Origin of the sequence: Polaromonas aquatica (genome assembly GCF_050626995.1) — a bacterium.
Taxonomy (GTDB): Bacteria; Pseudomonadota; Gammaproteobacteria; order Burkholderiales; family Burkholderiaceae_C; genus Polaromonas; species Polaromonas aquatica_A.
The window spans coordinates 3,112,778-3,132,012 of sequence record NZ_CP192467.1 but is presented as its reverse complement, the minus strand read 5'-3'; the positions used below and the strand labels follow the sequence as shown (position 1 = coordinate 3,132,012).

19 protein-coding genes and 1 pseudogene are annotated in these 19,235 nt (G+C 58.2%); 9 read left to right on the top strand and 11 right to left on the bottom strand.

Going from position 1 to position 19,235, the window contains the following annotated elements:
- Positions 1-15 precede the first annotated feature (15 nt).
- Positions 16-5,277 (top strand): hypothetical protein, encoded by a 5,262-nt coding sequence (locus ACQ4MS_RS15020; RefSeq protein WP_431095433.1) that lies wholly within the window; start codon positions 16-18, stop codon positions 5,275-5,277.
- 38 nt (positions 5,278-5,315) lie between these two features.
- On the opposite strand, the gene ACQ4MS_RS15015 is transcribed toward ACQ4MS_RS15020, so the two are convergent.
- Positions 5,316-6,188, bottom strand: coding sequence for a LysR substrate-binding domain-containing protein (locus tag ACQ4MS_RS15015; RefSeq protein WP_431095432.1), 873 nt, complete (start codon positions 6,186-6,188; stop codon positions 5,316-5,318).
- Positions 6,189-6,393: 205 nt separating this feature from the next.
- Here ACQ4MS_RS15015 and ACQ4MS_RS15010 point away from each other — a divergent pair, with 205 nt between their 5' ends.
- The 3 genes from ACQ4MS_RS15010 to ACQ4MS_RS15000 all read left to right on the top strand — a co-directional run bounded on the left by ACQ4MS_RS15010 (position 6,394) and on the right by ACQ4MS_RS15000 (position 8,341).
- Positions 6,394-6,810, top strand: coding sequence for a nuclear transport factor 2 family protein (locus ACQ4MS_RS15010; RefSeq protein ID WP_431095431.1), 417 nt, complete (start codon positions 6,394-6,396; stop codon positions 6,808-6,810).
- Positions 6,811-6,860: 50 nt separating this feature from the next.
- Positions 6,861-7,274, top strand: a complete 414-nt coding sequence (locus ACQ4MS_RS15005) for a VOC family protein (protein WP_431095430.1) — start codon at positions 6,861-6,863, stop codon at positions 7,272-7,274.
- A gap of 137 nt (positions 7,275-7,411) precedes the next feature.
- Positions 7,412-8,341 (top strand): alpha/beta fold hydrolase, encoded by a 930-nt coding sequence (locus tag ACQ4MS_RS15000; RefSeq protein WP_431095429.1) that lies wholly within the window; start codon positions 7,412-7,414, stop codon positions 8,339-8,341.
- A 122-nt stretch (positions 8,342-8,463) separates the two neighbouring features.
- Here the strand turns inward: ACQ4MS_RS15000 and ACQ4MS_RS14995 are convergent, their stop codons facing one another.
- The 4 genes from ACQ4MS_RS14995 to ACQ4MS_RS14980 all read right to left on the bottom strand — a co-directional run bounded on the left by ACQ4MS_RS14995 (position 8,464) and on the right by ACQ4MS_RS14980 (position 11,223).
- Positions 8,464-9,507: an EamA family transporter gene (locus ACQ4MS_RS14995; protein WP_431095428.1), complete on the bottom strand. Its 1,044-nt coding sequence runs from the start codon at positions 9,505-9,507 to the stop codon at positions 8,464-8,466.
- Positions 9,508-9,520: 13 nt separating this feature from the next.
- Positions 9,521-9,871 (bottom strand): DUF6488 family protein, encoded by a 351-nt coding sequence (locus ACQ4MS_RS14990; RefSeq protein ID WP_431095427.1) that lies wholly within the window; start codon positions 9,869-9,871, stop codon positions 9,521-9,523.
- Between the two features lie 40 nt (positions 9,872-9,911).
- The gene (locus tag ACQ4MS_RS14985; RefSeq protein ID WP_431095426.1) at positions 9,912-10,703 is read right to left on the bottom strand and encodes a HupE/UreJ family protein; all 792 of its coding nucleotides are present in this window, start codon (positions 10,701-10,703) and stop codon (positions 9,912-9,914) included.
- A 241-nt stretch (positions 10,704-10,944) separates the two neighbouring features.
- Positions 10,945-11,223, bottom strand: coding sequence for a hypothetical protein (locus tag ACQ4MS_RS14980; RefSeq protein WP_431095425.1), 279 nt, complete (start codon positions 11,221-11,223; stop codon positions 10,945-10,947).
- Positions 11,224-11,475: 252 nt separating this feature from the next.
- Here ACQ4MS_RS14980 and ACQ4MS_RS14975 point away from each other — a divergent pair, with 252 nt between their 5' ends.
- Entirely contained in the window at positions 11,476-11,622 is a 147-nt protein-coding gene (locus ACQ4MS_RS14975) for a hypothetical protein (protein ID WP_431095424.1), read from the top strand.
- A gap of 210 nt (positions 11,623-11,832) precedes the next feature.
- On the top strand, positions 11,833-12,420 hold the full coding sequence (locus ACQ4MS_RS14970) for a GNAT family N-acetyltransferase (protein WP_431095423.1): 588 nt from the start codon (positions 11,833-11,835) through the stop codon (positions 12,418-12,420).
- A 7-nt stretch (positions 12,421-12,427) separates the two neighbouring features.
- Here ACQ4MS_RS14970 and ACQ4MS_RS14965 read toward each other — a convergent pair.
- Positions 12,428-12,594, bottom strand: a pseudogene (locus tag ACQ4MS_RS14965) (IS110 family transposase); the annotation flags it as partial.
- A 613-nt stretch (positions 12,595-13,207) separates the two neighbouring features.
- Between ACQ4MS_RS14965 and ACQ4MS_RS14960 the strand changes: the two are divergent.
- Together ACQ4MS_RS14960 and ACQ4MS_RS14955 are read left to right on the top strand one after the other, a co-directional pair.
- Positions 13,208-13,612, top strand: coding sequence for a hypothetical protein (locus tag ACQ4MS_RS14960; RefSeq protein ID WP_431095422.1), 405 nt, complete (start codon positions 13,208-13,210; stop codon positions 13,610-13,612).
- 62 nt (positions 13,613-13,674) lie between these two features.
- On the top strand, positions 13,675-14,274 hold the full coding sequence (locus tag ACQ4MS_RS14955) for a hypothetical protein (RefSeq protein ID WP_431095421.1): 600 nt from the start codon (positions 13,675-13,677) through the stop codon (positions 14,272-14,274).
- Between the two features lie 227 nt (positions 14,275-14,501).
- Here ACQ4MS_RS14955 and ACQ4MS_RS14950 read toward each other — a convergent pair whose 3' ends face one another.
- The 4 genes from ACQ4MS_RS14950 to ACQ4MS_RS14935 form a co-directional block, all read right to left on the bottom strand.
- The gene (locus tag ACQ4MS_RS14950) at positions 14,502-14,984 is read right to left on the bottom strand and encodes an SRPBCC family protein (protein ID WP_431095420.1); all 483 of its coding nucleotides are present in this window, start codon (positions 14,982-14,984) and stop codon (positions 14,502-14,504) included.
- A 79-nt stretch (positions 14,985-15,063) separates the two neighbouring features.
- Positions 15,064-15,732 carry an NAD(P)-dependent oxidoreductase gene (locus ACQ4MS_RS14945; protein WP_431095419.1) on the bottom strand — a complete coding sequence of 223 codons (669 nt, stop codon included), beginning with the start codon at positions 15,730-15,732 and terminating at the stop codon, positions 15,064-15,066.
- Complete coding sequence (locus ACQ4MS_RS14940) at positions 15,729-16,217, bottom strand: AtaL-like protein (RefSeq protein ID WP_431095418.1); 489 nt, start codon at positions 16,215-16,217, stop codon at positions 15,729-15,731. The genes ACQ4MS_RS14945 and ACQ4MS_RS14940 overlap by 4 nt, the downstream gene beginning before the upstream one ends.
- A 52-nt stretch (positions 16,218-16,269) precedes the next feature.
- The gene (locus tag ACQ4MS_RS14935) at positions 16,270-17,139 is read right to left on the bottom strand and encodes an SDR family oxidoreductase (RefSeq protein ID WP_431095417.1); all 870 of its coding nucleotides are present in this window, start codon (positions 17,137-17,139) and stop codon (positions 16,270-16,272) included.
- 100 nt (positions 17,140-17,239) lie between these two features.
- Between ACQ4MS_RS14935 and ACQ4MS_RS14930 the strand changes: the two genes are divergently transcribed.
- The gene (locus tag ACQ4MS_RS14930; RefSeq protein ID WP_431095416.1) at positions 17,240-18,136 is read left to right on the top strand and encodes a LysR family transcriptional regulator; all 897 of its coding nucleotides are present in this window, start codon (positions 17,240-17,242) and stop codon (positions 18,134-18,136) included.
- 7 nt (positions 18,137-18,143) lie between these two features.
- On the opposite strand, the gene ACQ4MS_RS14925 is transcribed toward ACQ4MS_RS14930, so the two are convergent.
- Entirely contained in the window at positions 18,144-19,211 is a 1,068-nt protein-coding gene (locus ACQ4MS_RS14925) for a class I SAM-dependent methyltransferase (protein WP_431095415.1), read from the bottom strand.
- Between the last annotated feature and the right edge of the window lie 24 nt (positions 19,212-19,235).

The window sequence follows — 19,235 nt, the reverse complement described above, 5'->3', positions numbered from 1 at the left end:
TCCGGACCAGCCAAAATGCAGAATAAATCAAAGGGTACAAAACGAACGCCTGCGACCCTAAGATCAACGAGTGGCGCAGGGTTTGAATTTGAAGATTTGATCAGTGCCTGGCTTAGCGTGAAGATGCTCACGGGTGAACAAATCCCCGCAATCGGCGGTACCGGCGTCCAAATTCAGGCACAAGTTTCCAGCCTAGGTTGGCGCATTGATGATCTGCTCCTGACGACCGAAGAGCAGTCTGGAAGAACTGGACACCTTGCCATCTCAGCGAAAGGCAATCTACAGGTCAGTGGTTCGGGCCTTCCAGCAGATTTCGTGACACGCGCATGGACTCAGCTGCTAGATTCAAAGGGCCCAATGCAGTCAGATGGTGATGGTCTAGCCCTGATAACGCTTGGCACGCACGACGTTTTTCATCCGAATTGGAGAGAAGTGAAGAACGCTTGTAGCGGTTCCGATGTAGCACTCGCCTTAAACCGAATTCGCGGCAACACTAATCAGTCAAAGATATTTGACAGCGTGAAACATCCCGACAAAAGCGTTCCCGCTGCATCTGACGAAAAGACAATTGAACTCATTCGTCGACTGCATGTTTTGCCCGTGGATCTGCAATTCGCATACTCTGAGACTGAGATGCAGTCAATTGCGCAATGCCGACAACTTCTGAGGAGTGGAGCCGCGACTGAGGCACAACTGCTGTGGAAAGAGCTCGTCAATGCGGCGAGTGAGGTACGGATCCGAAGAGGTACCAGAACCCTGCAAGAACTCTGGTCGCTGCTCCGTACCAAGTTCGAACTTCGACTACATCTAGACTTCGAGCGTGATTGGGAAACACTCATTTCCATCACATCCGATTACAAAGCTCGCATAGAAACAAAGCTTCCATCGGGTTACAGCATCCCACGGACTAAAGAGACATCGAAGCTCGAAACTGCGATTTCGGAGACATTACTCACCGTGGTATTTGGGGATTCAGGATCTGGGAAATCCGCACTCCTGAAAACCGTGCTCGACTCCCGATTCGGAGCATGGACGCAAGTTTGGTTCGGACCCGAAGAACTGAAAACCGCACTCAGTGCAGTGCGTCGAGGCACGCTGCCCCTTAAACATGAACTCGCGCGAACTCTCAATGCAGCAGCGAATCTGAAGAATATCCTCGTGATCGACTCCGCTGAACATATCGATCCAGCGGAGTCCGGAGCGATTCGCCAACTTCTCAGTTCGATTCTAGGTTCACCCGGGCAACTCGATGGCTCGACTTGGCGGATTGTCTTCAGCACGCAGGCCCAGAGTGGGGTCTCAGGCGTCGAGGCCATGTTCGGCGCTCACCGGGCGACACAGGTGGAAGTGGGATCTTTAACAAGTTTAGATGTGAAATCAGCGTTAGGGGCGTCGCCCTCACTCGCTTGGTTGACGGGACATGACGAAACGGTCGCTGCTCTCGGGAATCTACGGACACTAGCCTGGGTGGCTAAGGCCGGCACTGCTCTGGGCTCTAGCGAAAATGGCCTAACCTCTCACACAGCGATTGCAGATCAACTCTGGACATACTGGACGGCTAATCGCATCGACTTAAAGGCGCTCATGATGCGCCTTGCAAAACGCGAAGCATCCTTCGAAAGAAGCTTTGCGCTAACCGAACTGGATGCGGCTGACGCCGCGACGCTAACGCCATGGCCGGACAAGCTACCACTTTATTTAAATCAGCGAACCAACCGTATCGAATTCGAACACGATCTAGCGGCCGATTGGGCACGCTTTCAGTTTCTCAAACAGGGCTGGACTGACACCGCTCAATGGGCGGCATTTGCTGAGAATCCTCTTTGGACTAATGCGCTACGAATGCTAGGCCAATTCCTGCTTCGCCAGGCCGCGGGGCATGGAACGGCATGGGATGATGCATTTAGAGCAGCGGAGAGGTCTGGGTATACCTTGGCGGGAGACATTTTGCTCGATGCACTCTGCCTTGATCCTGGGGCTGAACGGTTTCTGACAGAGCGCATCGACCTGCTTTTGACGAACGGCGCAGTACATTTCACTAAGCTGCTGATTCGATTTCACCATATCGGTACCGTTCCGAGTGGTGGCCTAGCCGATAACACGTCATCGCTCGCGTTATACCTGGAAGCACAACATCGCTCGATCGTCATCAGCCGCTGGCCTCCGATTCTCCGATTCCTCATCTCGCAACGAGAAAAACTGAACGGATTGGTTTCTTCTCCTCTAGCAAAAATAGTCAAAACTTGGCTAACCGGTACTCCTCGCCAATTCGTCGATGGAACTCCGATGCCATTTCGTCGAGATCTTGCTGATTTGATCTTAGCCATGGCGCGGACCGTTCAGGTGGAGAAGGGGCACGGCGTCATGTACTTGATGGATGACCCTTTGATCTATACAGCTGCGCTTTCCGGGGCCGAAGATCTACCAGATGAGATTGGAGCTTGGGCATTGGAGCTCGCTGGCAGAAGAAAGATCGATGACGGAGTTAGCGCACGAATCGCCAAAACTCTCCGCCAACAGGCAGAGCAACATGAAGAGCGTCTGCGCACTGATCAGAAATACAAAGAGCGGCATGAGAGAACGCGAGAAATCTCACCGGTAATTGGGTCTTTCCGGCGAAAGTTACCCGCTTGGCCGCTTGGGGCAAGTAACAAAGTCGATAGAGACTTTCGAACGGCCTGCTTTAAAGAAAATAGTATTCAATTTTTGATGCGTGCGCGGCCGGGCGTAGCGTCGGAGGTCCTGCTTGCACTTATTATCGAAAACAAGCCGGAGCGAGATGGCGGTTCAGGCGGGCACGAAGTCGAGCTAGGCCTTGAATTTTTTCCGGATTGCTATCCGACTATTTTTTGGAAAAGCCCCTTCTTTCCATTTCTTTATATCGCGCCAACTGTAGCTCTTAAAGCGCTTATCGAACTTGTCAATTTCTGTACCGAAAGATGGGTCGCGGAAGTCGTGGGTAGGGGCGACAGAAAAAAACCTGTACCCGGGCTCACGCTTCGACTATCGGATGATACAGAGAAGGTCTTCGCTGGCCCGTGGCATGTCTTTGACTGGACGCAGACCAACTCTCATCATCATGGGAGCTTGTTTTGCTCGCTTGACGGACTAGAACGTTGGCTTGTACTTCAACTTGATGCTGGCATCGATATCACGCCACATCTCAACCAGATACTGAAAGAAGGTGAGTCAGCAGCTTTTATTGGTCTATTGGTCAATATCGGGAAATACCGTCCGCCACTTCTCTGGGGTGTATTGGCTCCATTGTTATCGGATCCGTACATATTCTTCTGGGATTCCAATCGCGTCAAGAATATTGGTTTTAGTTTCGATAGTTTCACCTGGAGCCGTAGTGGTGAAGAGTTGTTTGATATTGCACGTTCTTGGACTCTCGCTCCACACCGGAAGATGACGTTGCAGGATATTGTCATTGAACAACTCGCTAACAATGTTGCTCTATCAGAGCTACTTCAGACACTAATTCCTAGTTGGGTTCTCCCGGTGGATCCAAAAGAACGTTTGGAGAGCAAGCTGCTCTTCGCACTATTGAATCGCGATAACCACCAAACAGTCATCGATGCTGAAACGGGAGATCAGGTTTCGGGTTTTGTTTGTCCCGAAGATCTTCGACTAGAAGTTCAAGCGTGGGAGAGTCAGCACGCAAAGCCTCTCGAATACTTTTTGCTCCCCGGGCGCTGCGAGAAACTTCTGCAAGCCAATCGACCCGTAGAAGAAGCCGAGGCCGTTGACATGTACAGCCTTCTGAAGCACTGCGAAACTGATGAGGCTGGAGATGATGTACCTAGAAGAACGTGCCAGCTCGCCCTAGCGGCAACGCTTGTTGTTCTGGCGGATGGTTGGTTGGCACAAACGCCGGAGGCACAGGAACATGTGCACTCGATCATCCAAACAGCTGCTGCGGAGGCCCCATCCACATCAGAAGACATTCGCAAGTTTCGTATGGGGAACTACTCCAACGACCTAAAGTTCGTCGCGTATGCAGTGATGAAGCTCTGGATGAAGCACGATGAGGACGTCGTCAAGTGGGAGTCATTAGTGCTTCGGCTTTTCACAAGCGGCAACTTTGCAGCTGCCGGCTCGATTGTCGGGATTGCATATGGTCATCGGCAACAACTTGGCTCCTCTTGGTGGCGGCTACTTCAAATTGGCGTGTTTTGGTCTGGGCTCACTTTATTGTCACCTCGCTACGGCGACGATGCTCAAGCGGAGCGAACTTGGGGAGTTTGGCTAGCAAGACTGAGAGCTCTCTCCCTTAGAGGTGAAGATGTGACGATAGCGAATCTTCGCATTGCGCGTACTGCCGCAGGATGCGAACGACTGGATTTTCAACGACGAGTGCGTGCGTTCAAATCAAGCAAAGATACTTGGCAGTCCGAACCAGAGCGTCGGATGGGAATGGGTCTCGATGGCGATTTTCTCAAGGTACTGTTTAGTTGGCTTATTGATGGATCCGGAACAGGCCATTGGTCAGATGACAGTCAACTCGTAATGAGGCTTTGGGCCTATGAAACAGAGCGAGCCGGAGCGCGGGCTAAAGAAGAGAATGGTGAGTACGACCTCCCTAGTAGCCTCGGATACGAAATACTTCAAAAACTAGCTGAATTCTCGATCGCAGCACCGTCGACAGAAGCGCGGGCGATATGGGAGCCTGTTCTGAGGCATGGACCTGAAGCACATTATGCGATCGGTCATTTCATCAGCAGTCTTTTCCTTAGTCTCTCGAAGAGGGCGGACCCAAATGCATTCGAGCAGATCTGGCGAGCAATGGCGGAATACGCACTTGAGAGAGCTGAAAATCAGAATAATCAACGCTTATTGTTTCGTACGGAGAGTTTGCTTTGTGCCTTGCTCGGCTTTGGCAATGCAGACGCGCTTCTTAAATTGAATTCAGGTGCAGCAACGCGGATGCATGGCATCTACGAGAAGTGGGCAGAACTTCATTTGAGGCGTGACGAAGAATCTCTCACTAAGTTTTGCTATTTCCTTTCGACTGTGTTTGGTGCGCCATTACGTCTTTCCGGTTTAACCTGGATTTCCAAGACCTTAAAGGCAGGCGGTTCGTTGGAAAAATGGTATCGCGATAGCACCGGAGAGGCGCTCGTTGAATTGGTCAATACTGCTTTGAGCCAAAACTCTCAAGATCTCGTAAAAGATACTCAGGCACGCGATGCGTTAGTAGAAATCACAGGTACGCTAGTAGCGAGAAATATTCCTATCGCATTATTGCTTCAGGAGCGGATTAAGTTGTTGCGGTAGATCAGGCATGAGCTAATGCAGTACAACACAAAACAACCTCACACTCGCAACACAGACAAAAGCCACTCCTCAAAGCGCCGAATATTCCGCTGCTCCCGCCGCTCAGGCGGGTAGGTAAGGAAATAAGCATTCCCGCTGTCGACCTCGATGTCGAAGGGCTTCACCACTTTGCCCGAGGCAATCAGATCGGCGAACAAGGCGGCATCAGCAATGGCAATACCCTGCCCCCGCTCTGCACTCTGGACGCACATGTCCAGCGTGTCAAACAGTTGTTCACCTGTACCTTGCAGATCGGGCAGGCCGGAGCCGCGCAGCCAGGTCTGCCATTCGTGGCGGTTGGCTCTGGCGTGCAAAAGGGTGACTTTCGCCAGGTCGGCGGGCTGGCGCAGGCCGGCGGCAAGTTGCGGGATGCACAGGGGCACCAGACGCTCGCGCATCAGCGGCACTTCAACCACTTGCGCCCAACCGCCTTTGCCGTGGGCAATGATGACGTCTGCATCGGTGCTGCTGAAGTCGGGTGCGTCTGTCCAGTGGGTGGCGACACGAATCTCTAGCCCCGGCAGGGCCGCCTGCAATGCCGGTAGGCGGGGCAAGAACCACCTGACGGCCATGGTCGGCGGAAACTGCACTCTGAGGACATCGCTGCCGCGCCGCACGCGTGCGCTGGCTTCGGCCAATGTGGTCATGGCTTGGCGCACTGGCACCAGCAGTTGCTGGCCCTCCGCCGTGAGCGTTAGGCCGCGGGCTACGCGCACGAACAGCGGGCAACCGTAATACTCCTCGAGCAACTGCACCTGCCTGCTCACGGCGCCTTGGGTCAGGTTAAGCCGGGTGGCTGCGCCTGTGAAGCTGCCGCAATCAGCAGCCGCCAGAAATGCCTGCAAGGCATACAGGGGTGGCAGGGCCTGCATGGCTCAGGCGCGCAACGTGAGGTGGGAAGGAGTGGCTATCATGCGCGCAGTTTATCGTGGCGGCCCGCCGCGGCAGCAGCCCATAGCAACCAGTACCAGGCATGCATGCCACGCATGGCTGACCCCAAAAACTTTCGATGGTGCCGATACGCGGGTACTCCTACGATGGCGCCCTGTTCATTCCTTCCCACACACGCCCCACACCATGGTTATCAGCTCGAACGCGCTCGCCTACATAGACGTCATCAACAAATACCTGGCCCTGCTGGCCAAAGGAGACGTGCGCGGCATCGTGTCGCTGTTCAGCCCCCAGGGCATGGTGAACTCGCCCTTCCTGGGCGTGCAGCCGGCGGGGGCCTTCTTCGACCAACTGAAGGCGGCGACGCGGCGTAGCGTGCTTGAGAACCCAGAGGTGTTTGTCAGCGGGGTCGGCTCGCGCCGGGCTACCGTCTGTTTTACCTACCAGTGGGAGCTGGCCGACGGATCGCATGTGAGCTTTCGCTGTGTCGATCTTTTTGATTTCGATGAGCAGGGCCTGATAGCGACCATGACCATCATTTACGACACGGCGCCCATACGCGCGGAAGTGGGCGACAAGTACCGCCGCGCGGACGCTTCATGATTGATTAATACATTCACCACAACGCCAACCCAACCCCAAGGAGAACCACCATGCCCAAGATGATTTTTGTCAACCTGCCGGTAAAGGACCTTGCCGCATCGACGCGCTTTTACAAGGCGATAGGCTGCGAACAGAACATGCAGTTCAGCAACGACCAGGCCGCCATGATGGTCTGGTCGGAGGCGATCAGCTTCATGCTGCTGACGCATGAGTTTTTCGGGAGCTTTACCTCCAAGCGCATCGCCGACGCACAGCAGACCTGCGAAGTGCTGCTGGCCCTCTCGCGCGACAGCCGCGAAGAGGTGGACGCCATCACGCAGGCTGCGGCATCCGCCGGCGGCAAGGCCGACGTTCGCCCACCGCAGGACATGGGCTTTATGTATTCACGCGCCTTTCAGGACCCGGACGGCCATGTGTTTGAGCCGGTGTGGATGGACATGAAGGCGGCACAAGCCGCTGCGTAGGCGTTCACGTATTCGCCTACGTAGCCAGGTTCTGTCGAATTCGCCAACTCCGTTCGTCGTGATAGGGAAAGCAAGCCAGGAAAGCCCCATTGGGCGTCTTTCCTGGTTTGCCTGTTCTTAACTCAAGGAGAAAATCGATGAAGTTCCTGCGCACTTTTTTCGCCACGCTGCTCACCGCCGCAGTGGCCCTTTCCACCCTCCTCCCTGCCGCCTCCCACGCCCAGGAAAGCAAGCCGGTCAAGAGCGGCTACCTCAGCGTCAACGGCGTCAACTACCACTACCAGGTCCACGGCAAGGGCGAGCCGCTGCTGTTGCTCCATGGCGGCCTGGGGCAGTTCGACATGCTGGGCCCGATGGTGGCCGCGCTCACCAAAACGCGCCAAGTGATAGGTGTGGACCTGTACGGCCACGGCCGCACAGCGCTGACCGACCGGCCGGTCAGCCTCATCGACATGGGCGATGACATGGCGCAGATCGTCCAGCAGCTCGGCCACAAGCAGGTGGACGTGATGGGTTATTCCATGGGCGGGGGTGTCGGCTTTCGCCTGGCGGTGCAACACCCTGAGCGCGTGCGGCGCCTGGTGCTGGTGTCGGCCGGCTACGCGCAAGACGGCTTCTTCCCCGAAATGCTGCCGATGCAGGCGCAAGTCGGCGCGGCGATGGCCGACATGATGAAGGAAACCCCGATGTACAAGTCCTACGCCGCGGTGGCGCCGCGCCCGCAGGATTTCCCGAAGCTGCTAGACCAGATGGGCGCCTTCATGCGCAAGCCTTATGACTATTCGGAAGACGTGAAGAAGCTCGCGATGCCGGTGATGCTGGTCTTTGGCGACAGCGACATGTACCGCCCCGAGCACATCGTGAAGTTCTACCAGCTGCTGGGCGGTGGGCTGAAGGACGCAGGCTGGGGCCGGGAGCACATGGCCAAGAACCGGCTGGCGATCTTGCCGGGGTTCACGCACTACGACCTGTTCCTGGCGCCGAATCTGGCGCCCACGGTGCTGCCCTTCCTCGAGGGGAAGAGCAATACGGCCAGCTGGGCTCAGCAGGTTGCGGGGCAGAGGTAAGGAGAGCAGCGGGAAAGCCGGAGCTCTTTATCGAGACTCCGGCCTGGCCTTGGCGTGATGGCTATCGGTCATTGCAATATTGTCGTTAGTGAGCGACGTTGTGAAGCTGTTTGCGCGTGTCACTAGTGATGATCATGTGTGTGATGCGCATCCGGAACGTGCGCATGGCTATGCCGGGCCGGTTGATGGCGGTGAGAATGGCTATGAGACCCGGCTGGCATAACCTCGTGCTCGTGGTTGTGATGCCCATCGTCATGCGTATGGGCGTGCTCATGCTGCATGGCCTGGTGCGTATGCTCATGCTGATGGCGTTCCAGCAGATGAACAAGCACGCCTGCCAGCATCAAGACTCCACCTCCTGCCATCATCCAGCTGGCTGAGCGGTCACCTAAGCCGAAAGCAACCAACGCTCCGATAAAGGGGGCAAACGCAAAGACTGACCCCGTCCTTGCGGCTCCGAACTCCCGTTGTGCAAGCAGGTAGAAGCGCAGGCTCAGGCCATACCCGGTCGCGCCCACGGCCAGCAGCACCAGCCCGGCCGACAGGCGGGGCAGCGGTTCCCCAAGGAGCCATGCCGCGATGGCCGTGGCTGTTGCTCCCAGCGCCGCCTTGGCCATCACGACCTGGCCGGGATCGCGCTCAGCCAAGGCCCGTGACAGCGTGTTGTCCGCACCCCAGGCGGCGGTTGCTACGAGGACGGCAACCAGGCCCGCCAGCTGCGTTCCGCCGAAACGGCCCTGGTCGAGTACCAGGGTGGCGCCACCCACCAAGAGCAACGCCATGGCGGCCCAGACCCTGCGGTCCATCGTCTCCCGATAGAGAAGCCAGGCCAGGACGGCGGTGAACAGCGCTTCCAGGGTCAGCATCAGGGATGCGCTGGTGCCACTGGTGCGCTGCAGTCCCCAGGCCAGAGCGACTGGTCCCACCACAGCGCCAAAGGCCGCCACCGCCAGAAGTCGCGGTGTGTCCGAGGCCATGAGCCTGGCTTCGCGCTCGATGGGCTTGCGCAGCAAAGCGCCTATGGCGGCAGCGCCGGCGTAAAGGAGGGCCGCCGTGGTGAACGGCCCCAGCCCGACCCCAAAAGACTGGACCAAGGGCGTGCTGATGCCAAACAGCGCTGCCGCCAGCAGCGCCAGTGCCCCACCTCGAAGCGCGGGAGCGTTCATGCTGTGCCTGGCCTTATTTGCCGGTGAAGTTCGCAGCGATGAAGTTGCCGGGCAAGGTGAAGAAAACGTACAGAGTCTCTTTGGCCTTGTCCTTGGCCGCCGGGTCCTTGAAAGTCACCTTCCACTCTTTACCCTTCTTGCCGTCCACCTGCTCGACCTTGTCGTGTTTGATGGCCTTCCAGGCGGCGTCGATCTTGCCGTTGGCGACCAGGCCGTCCTTGCGCTGCATGGCACAGCTAACTACGGTTTTTTCTTCAGCTGGCTTGCTGCCGTGGAAATGGCAGCTGCCGCCCTCGGAGGCTGCGACTGGCGTTGCCACTGCGAAGGTAGCGGCGGAAGCGATGGCGATAAGGATGTGTTTCATGAAAATTCTCCTGAAGGGTTGAGTCAAGGGTTATCAAGGGTTAAAGGTTGTTCCGCGTGGGGTCTTCGCTCTTGTCGATATCCATGTCCTGGTGGATGTGTTTGTGCTCTTCGGCCGGGAACCTGAAACTGTTCGGGTCCGAGTCATGCGAGTAACCGTGTAGCTGCATCAGCAGCAACAGCCCGCCCGCGTAAATCAGGGTCACATTGGCAGCATAGGCAAAGCGCTTGAACGACGGACCTTTGCGCCACAGCGCAAGGACCGCCACCATCACGCTGAGCGCCATGATCTGCCCGACTTCCACACCGACATTGAAGCTCAGGATGCGGCCCAGCATTGCAACGCCTTCGTCTCCTAACGGCAGTTGCTGCAGGCGCGTTGACAGCCCAAAGCCGTGCAGCAAGCCGAAGATGAAGACCGCGCCCAGCAAATTGGGTGATTTGGCGTCGAAGTACTTCTGGAAGCCGCCGTTGTTGTCGAAGCCCTTGTACATGACGCTCATCGCGATGACGGCGTCCACCAGGAAGTAGTTCCAGGTGATCTTGAGGTACGTTGCCGCGATCAAGGTGATGCAATGGCCCAGGGTGAACGCCGTCACGAATTTGGCGATGTCCTTGAACCCTGTCAGGAAGAACACGACACCGAACAGGAACAACAGGTGGTCGTAGCCGGTGAGCATGTGCTTGGCGCCCAGCATCATGTACAGGAAGTAGCCACCGTCGAGCATGTGCTGCTGGTCGGCTTCGGAAATGCCATGGGCAGAGGCAGCCAGAGGCAGCCACAGCGCCAGCAGGGCCAGTATGGGAATGGTGAAAGGTGTTCGTTTTTTCATTGGATTTCATTGGAAATAGGTAGACCTCGGTCTATATGGGTTTGTGCTCGTGGGGACGTAGCGGCAGTGCCGGCAATTCATCCATCCAGCGGTTCACGCCATCGTTGCACCAAGCGCATTGCGGTGGCCGCAGCGCTGGCTGTGCTGCCTGCGCGATCGTCTGGATCGTCGTACAGATTGGCTTCGCCTACATGACGCTCGACTGAGCGCAACGGGCGCAGCTCGCGGGCGTAAGCCCGACTCAGGCCTGGGTTCTAGGCGGGCGCAGGAGGCCCTTGGGTACCAGCGACGGAAACGGCAACAAAGTTGCCATCGCGGGTGAAGTCGAAGGAAACTGGGGAATGTGTAGCCGGTGCGTGCTCAGTATTCCGGCTGCGTTGCTCGCTCCGTCAGCATGCATGTGATGGACGGTGCCATTGGAATCATCCGCATGAAGCGTGCCGTCTTCATGGTGGTGATGGTCGGAATCCTGCCAATGCATCACGGTGTGGCCCAAATCCTCAACGCCTTCAGAGGACATGCAGGCACCGGCCGTCGAGACAGAGGACCAGCCTACCGAGAGCATCAAGAGGAGCGACACCAGCCTGCGGAACATCGAAGCATTCTAGGGCCGGCCGGAAGCTTGGACGTGTCGAAGTGTGAATCAGGGGCATTGAAGACGCCTTTGCACGGCCGAACCAGCGGCCATGATTGACATGGTGAAGGAAACCCCGATGAAGTTCCACCAGCTGCTGGCGGCGGGCTGAAGGACGCAGGCCGGGGCCGCGAGCACATGGCCAAGAACCGGCTGGCGATCTTGCCGGGATTCACGCACTACGACCTGTTTCTTGCGCCCAGCCTGGTGCCGACGGTATTGCCCTTCCTTGACGGGAAGAGCAACACGGCCAGCTGGGCGCAGCAGGTTGCCGAGAAGAAGTAAGGAGAGCAGCGGACAAGCCGGACCTCTTTATCAAGGTTCCGGCCTGGCCTCCGGCTGTGGCCCCTTAATTCCGGCTTCGCCAGGGGCGCTGAATCGATCTGTACTGGTGAATCGATGGCGTCCTACAGGTCCTGCCCAGCCGGAGACCTAACATCCTGACTCTTCAATCAAGGAGACAACCATAGTCGTGGTTGCTCGAAGGCAAACCCCATGACAACCCCCATCATCAAGACCGCCACGGAGTCGGATGAAGCTTCAGCCATTGCCGCGGTGGTACTGGCGTTCAGTGCGGACCCCGCGGCGCGTTGGACATGGCCTGATCCAGATCAGTACCTCAAGCATTTTCCGGGCTTCGTGAAAGTATTCGGGGGCCAAGCCTTCACCCATCAGAGTGCCTATTACGTGGACGGCTATGTTGGGGCAGCACTGTGGCTACCGCCAGAGGTCCACTCTGATGAAGACGCGCTGATCGCACTGTTGCAACGCACCGGATCCGCGCAGTTCCAAAAGGATGGCGTGGCGGTGTTCGAGCAGATGGGGCGTTACCACCCGCAGGAGCCACATTGGTATTTGCCGTTCATCGGGGTCGATCCGTTTCACCAGGGCAAAGGCTGCGGCGCGGCGTTGATGCAACACGCACTGCTCCCGTGCGACCGCGACCACACGCTGGCCTACCTGGAGTCCTCCAACCCAAAGAACATTCCCCTCTATGAACGGCAGGGGTTCGAGTTACTGGGCACTATTCAGGTGGGGACGTCGCCGCCTATCTTTCCGATGCTCCGTACACCTCGGCGCTGAGGTCACGTGAACAGGCCTCCATGCCAATGAGGCAAGGCGGCAAGCTGGAAAGCAATTCGAGCAAGGCGACCCGTTTGACGTTGGGCGTACCAATATCGCTTTGCCAGACTCATCGACGCCGTGTACGGCAAAGACGTTCTTGGCGAGATCGATTCCAACAGTTACGATTGCCATGATTTCCCTTTTCAGGTGAGTTGATGAACAGTTTGACCTCTCCATCGTGGCACTCAGTTGCCTTAAACCGCAAGCCCAATAGCTCGCGGCTCGCTTGGGACGGGGAAGTCCCTTTCATTCGTTAAACCCCTACCTATGCCTCGCACCCTCTACTGTTGGCGCTGCAAGATGGAGCTTCCGATGCTTACTGACGAAGAGTGGCAGACCGTTTCGCCATTTCTCAGCAACGGGGTAGCGCAGATTAAGGCGTATAGGGAGCTGCATGGGTGTTCATTGGCTGAGGCAACATCGGAGGGCTTCGGACGGGTTGCCCTTGATGCATACGAAAACCTCACAGGCTTCAAAGAAACGAACGCAAATGCGCTGTTTCATCATCGCCTTAGTTTGTATGGTCCGCCTTGTCATTCGTGCGGGAAACCGTTGCGCACCCCGCAGGCTCACTTTTGTGCTGCATGTAGTAGCGAGCGGGCGAGTGACATTAAGGGGGTAGCATGTTCTTGAACTCTGCCGCTCAGACGGGGTTTAACATTTCGCCCGGCGCGGACACGCAGCAGCAGAATGCCGCTTTGCGGCGCTTGCTGCGTGCCGGGCAGCTTTGACGTCAGGCCTCATCATGACAACCAGCACACCTCTGTTTGTGGTCGACGACGAGATGGAACTTCTTGCCTTGTGGCGGCTCGTCGCAGAAGCCAGGTTTGCCGAAGATCCGGACGACACGGATCTCTGGGGAAGTCGCTACGTAAATGAACTTTCAAAGCGGATCGGCGCCGCGATGCGGGAGGCAGCTCGGCGGAGTTCCCGGCCTGGAGAGATCGAAAAGCACGAACGCTGGGTGTTGTCCCTGCGTGAGAACATCGCTCTCCCTGTGGTGAAGCGGCGCCTACGAGAAGATGCACGATCCGCGTGGTGGGCCGAATGGAGCCAAGAAGAAAAGCAAACCTACGTCCGCGATTGCGTGTCTCCCTTCCGCCCGGACAGCGAGCTCGTGGAGGAGTTGATTTATGAAGCTGAGGCCTAATGGATCGTTCGACACAGACACGCAGCGGCATTGCGCCACGAGGCGAGCTGGCGAGGCACCCCATGAGCAGCCAACTCCGTTTCGTTATGCATTCGAGTGACGAGCGCGACTTCGCGGCCCATCTGCTTTCTGACAATAGCGTTCGATTGGTGGACGGTCCACGCTGGAAAACCTCGATTCCCGAGACAGTTCGTTCGCTTGAAGAAGTCACAGGAAGCTACTGCATCATCTGGTCCCCGCAAGATCGCGTGTCGCTAAGCGCTCGCTATGTTCCCACTTGCGACGACTGGTATTGCGAATCCGAATCGGTGACCATTCAGTTCCTTCGCTCTCAGATCTTTGGCTCCGTCATCACAGAAGGTCGCATCGCAATAAGCACTTCGGGTGCCACAGAGAGCGAAGCAACGGGTGTAGAACGGCGCTTCAAATCATTGGTCCGATTCTTCAAGAAACGCTACACGAACTCAGCAGTTCAGTGGAGCAACCCCAGCCTCCCATTCGCACCGGCAGGTCCGGGGCGGTCGGCCAACCCGAGCAAGCCTGATGCTCAGGTGTGGGTCGGCTCCCACGCACTGCGCTGGCTACAGCAAGATCACGGCCGCTGCATCAAGCAATTCACGAATTCCCTGGTCGAGGCACGCCTTGTCGAAGCAGCGGCCTAGCGGCCTGTCATGCCGCAACGGGCTCCATCAGGCGCGTTACCTTGCCGTGGATGCTTCGTGATCAGGAAGATCGCGACGAAGAGGCAACTGCTCAAGGTTGAGGCTCGCCAAAGTCAAAATCGGGAAAGTTGCTGAAGTAGTCCGTCAGCATTTCCCGCCAGGTCTCCGTGTCCTGCATGAGCGCTTCGTGATCGGTATCGGGGTTGCAGTTTGGCCCGGCTGCAAGCTCATTCCGGTGCTTCCACCTGCGCCTTGGACAGATACAGCGCTTTGCGCATATAGCCGCGCCACAAGCTCCGCGTGAAAAGGCTTACCAAGGGCTTCAAAAGTATTGATCGGCTGATGAACTCGTAGCGCCAGCGAACAGACGTGGCGGAACGGCCCGGGACGCTCTCAAACCACCACTCACCGCGAGCCTCGGTCGCCAGAAACCGCAGCACCCCCGTGAACTCTGTAATGCGGTAGGCGAAACGGCTCGGGTACTCGTAGTTTGTCAGTGTCTCCCGGGCCGAACTCCCGTCGGAGAAGACCACGGTCCGGCTCCGGCCCGCAGCGTCCCACGGACCCGTTTGGTTCAGCGACCCCGTCACCGATGGGAGTGGTCCAAATCCCGTGAAGATCGTTGTGAGGTCGATGGGAACGATGTGCAGGAAGGTCTTTTCCCGGGATGCTTCGACCGTCGTGACTACTGTTGCTGCGGCGGATTTCATGGTTAATTCCTTGTCTAGAGTTGGTTTTACGGGTGTGGATCAAAACGCGATCAACTACCCGGTTAGTGAGACGTGCAGCTCACCAGGTAATGAGGGGTGAACGGCCCAGCCAGGTGTTGGTGTGCACCTGGTCCAGGACGAAGTTCGCCACGTCCGCCCGCGCGATCGTTCCTCCGTGGAAGCCGGAGAGATCCGTGAGGGCCCGGATTTCGTGCCTGGCAGGTTTGTCGTTCAGGACCGAAGGACGCACCAGCACCCAGTCCAACCCGCTGCCCCTGACGATGGCTTCCTGCCGGTTCTTGTCGGCATACACCTTGCGCAAGAGGACGGGAAGAATCAACCGGTCAAATACAAACCCTCCGTGACCGGCGCTGTCGCCCGCCCCGATACCGGTGATGCACACGAGGCGCGAAACTCCGGCGGCCTTCATGGCGCTGACAAGCGCGCTCGTTGCCGAGGACAGCACGGTCACTTCACGAAACGGACTGACCGGCGTGCCCAGGGAACTCACCACGGCATCCATGCCTTGCAGCGCCTTGCGCAGCACGGCTTCGTCACGGGCGTCGCCGATGAAGACTTCGGTGCCTTCCAGGCCGCTTGCCTTTGCGGAGGAGCGCACGAGCGCGCGAACCTCGAACCCGCGTGCAAGCGCTTCCTTCACGATGAGCCGACCCGTGCCGCCTGTGGCGCCGAGCACCAGGATCTTCGGGCGTGCAAGATCGGAATGCAGAGCGTTGATGGAGTTCATTGCACATCTCCTTGCAGCTTGCCTTGCGCGAGCAGTTCACGCGTACGTTTCAGCGTTGACAGCAGGGCTGCCTTGTAGCCTTTGTCGCTGTCGAATTGCGCCTGCTCGGCCTGCTCTTCTGGGCCATTCGGCTCTTTGCCGCGAAGGCCAATGTAGCAATAGAAACGAAGCTGAAGCTGGCCCGCGTCGTCTTCAAAGAGCTCGTTGACAATCGCGCCTTCGCGCGGGCCAGTGGCCTGGAAAAATGTCACCTTGCTCTCGGGCTCGAAAGCGATGATTTCACGCAGGTCGGTGCCGGCGATGGTGGCTTCGCGGACGATGTGGGTTTTACTCTCTTCCACGACTTCGCAGTAAGTGCAAAGGCCGGGCGGAAGGAAAAGCCGGGCGTCGCGCGCCTTGAGGACCAGGCCGGCCCACGCCTGGGATCGCGTGAGTGGCACCTCGCCTTGTGGGTTTACCTGAACAGTGGCGGTCGAATAGATCATGATGATTTCCTTGATTGAGGTTTCGAAGTGTTCAAGTTATGAAGGCCCGCGCTCAGGCCGGTGCCGAAATTTCGGCGGCGAAGTCGCGGTACGAGCGCAGCGGGCGGCCCAGCAGCTTCGTCAGGCGCTCGACGTCGCCCGCTTCAGGCGCCATGCCGTCCGTCAGGAAGCGCTCGCTCATCAGGCGCATGTCATACGCCATCCATGCAGGCATGAAGTTGCGCAGGTTCTTCTCGAAGCCGGCCGTGTCGTCGCCGCCATAGGTGATAGGGCGATTCAAAACGCCAGACCAGATCGCGGCGACAGACTCGCCGGTCAGCGTATCGGGGCCTACCAGGTTGATCCGCTCCAGCGGCAGCGGCCCGGGCGCACGTTCACGGCGCAGCAGCTCAATGGCTGCGATCTCGCCGATGTCACGCGCATCGACCATGGCCAGGCCCTTGCTTCCGATAGGCATGGGGTAAACGCCGTAGCCCATCACCACATCTTTGATGGTGTGCTCGTTGTCCATAAAGTAGGCCGGCCGCAGGATGGTGGCGCCGAAACCCATCTGCTCCAGCATCCGCTCGACGCCGAACTTGCCGGCGAAGTGGGGAACGTTCAGGTACTTGTCGCTGTGGATCACCGACAGGTAGACGATCCGGTCAATGCCCGCCTCGCGTGCCAGATTGAGCGATATGAGAGCCTGCGTGAATTCATCGGGCACCACCGCATTGAGCAGGAACAGGGTGGAGACGCCTTTGAAGGCGGCGCGCAGGGAGTCCACATCAAGCAGGTCGCCCTGCACGACGTTCACGCTCGCCGGAAAGTCCGCCTTTGAGGGGTCCCGGACAAGTGCGCGCACATCTGCGCCCCGGTTGACGAGTTGTTGGACAACGTTGCGGCCGATGTTGCCGGTTGCGCCGGTGATAAGAATGGTCATGAAATTACTCCGTTTGGGTTGAAAGAGCCTTGATCTTCATCGTTTCAATTAATTCCGAATAGCCGTTATATTTAGACCATCTGTCTCATTGGTGGAACACATGGACTTATTGGCACTTGCCGACTTCACGCTTGTCGCCCGCCACGGCGGCTTCGGACGGGCGTCCCGCGAATCAGGGCGCCCCAAGGCCACCCTGTCCCGCCGGGTGGCCGACCTGGAAAGCGGCCTTAACCTGCGGCTTTTTGAGCGGGGAGCGCGCGCGCTGAAGCTCACCGAAGAAGGCCGCGCGCTGTTCGAGAAGACCTCCGTGCTGCTCGCCGAGCTCGATGAAACAACGGCGGCAATCTCCTCTGGTGGGGACGTGCCGCGAGGACGGTTGAGGGTGAGTGCGCCACTGCTCTTCTCGCAAGCGGCAATGGGGAAGCTGGCGGCCCAGTTCGCCATGAAATACCGCGACATCCGCCTGGAGGTCACGACGGAAGACCGCTCCGTCGACATGGTGGAAGAGGGGTACGACCTGGTGATCCGGGTGAATCCGGACCCCGACGAAAGCCTGGTAGGCCGGATCTTCCTGAGGGACCAGATCGTGATGGTGGCTCACCCCGGGCTTCGCCGGCCCGCGGGCGGGAAACCCATACCGGTCGTGGTGCGCGGAGGTGGAGTCAGCGAACAGACGGCTGTCTGGGAACTGACGGAGAAGGGAAAGAACAAGCGCCTGACCGTCCAGCCTGTGCTGAGCTTGTCATCGCTGTTTATGGTCCGCGATGCGGTGCGCGCGAATGTCGGCGCGGCGCGCCTTCCCTTGTCGCTGGTGATCCCCGACCTGGCGGCCGGAACGCTGGTGCAATGGGGCGACGCCGGGGGGCCCGAGGTTGCGCTGTGGGCGCTCTACCCTTCTCGCCGCCTGCTAAGTGCTCGTGTTTCAGCCTTCCTGAACTTCCTGAAGGAAGCGTTTCCTGAAGGAACACCGGATGAATTGGCCGCTTACATCCGGTGAGTCAGTTCTAGCGCTTCACTTCAAAGATCAAATTGAATGGTGTCTCTGCAGCCCGCCGGAAATGCGTGAAGCCGGCTTTGCGAAACACCTCCGCCAACCTCGCCTGCCCGGCCTGCGCGCCCAGCACCAGCTTGCCGCCTTCTGAAATTGCATGCGCGCAGCAGATCAGGCATGAGCCTGTGTAGTACAGCTGCCCTACCGGGTTGAGGTTGTCTTCAATCTTGTCGTTGGCAAAGGGCTCTACCAGCATGATGGTGCCGCCGGGTGCGAGTGTTTCTGCGGCGTGTTTGGCTGCGGCTACCGGGTCGCCCAGGTCGTGCAGGGTGTCGAAGAAGCAGATGAGGCTGTATTGCTTGTTGGGGTAGTCGGCGGCGCGGGCGGTGTCGAAGTGCACGCGCTCGGATACGCCTGCCCTGGCCGCATTGATGCGGGCATGGGCGATGGATTCGGCATGGGTGTCGAAGCCATGAAAGCGTGAGTTGGGAAAGGCTTCGGCCATGAACAAGGTTGAATGGCCGTGGCCGCAGCCTATGTCGGCTACATCCACACCAGCTTCCAGCAGCTTCTGCACGCCTTCCAGGGCGGGCAACCATTCGGCCACCAGGCTGGCCTTGTAGCCGTTGCGGTAGAAGGCGGCGACGCCACAGGCCAGGCGTTCGTGGTGGTCGCCCCAGGCCACGCCCTCCCCTGTGCGAAAGGCGTCGATGGCTTTGTCTTCGTCAAACCACATGGCGGCGGGCACGTTCCATGCAGGTGGGATGAAGAAAGGGCTGCTCTCGTCGGCCAGCACCAGCGCGTGTTCGTCGCACAGCTCATAGGTGTCGCTCACGGCGTGGTAGCTGATGTAGTGGCCGGCGGCCTGGGCGTTAAGCCATTCGCGCACATAACGCTCGGCGCAGCCTGCGCGTGCGGCGAGTTCTTTGGCGCTCAGCGGGCCGGCGTGGGCCATGGTTTTGTAGAGGCCCAGCTTTTCGCCGATGCTGACCATGAGGCCGGTGTAGGCGGCGGTCAGGTCGCCGATGGTGCGCATGACGAAGGTTTCGAGCTTGGCCTGGTCGAGGGTGGCGGTGGTCACGGTTGTAGGTACTTTCAGGATGGA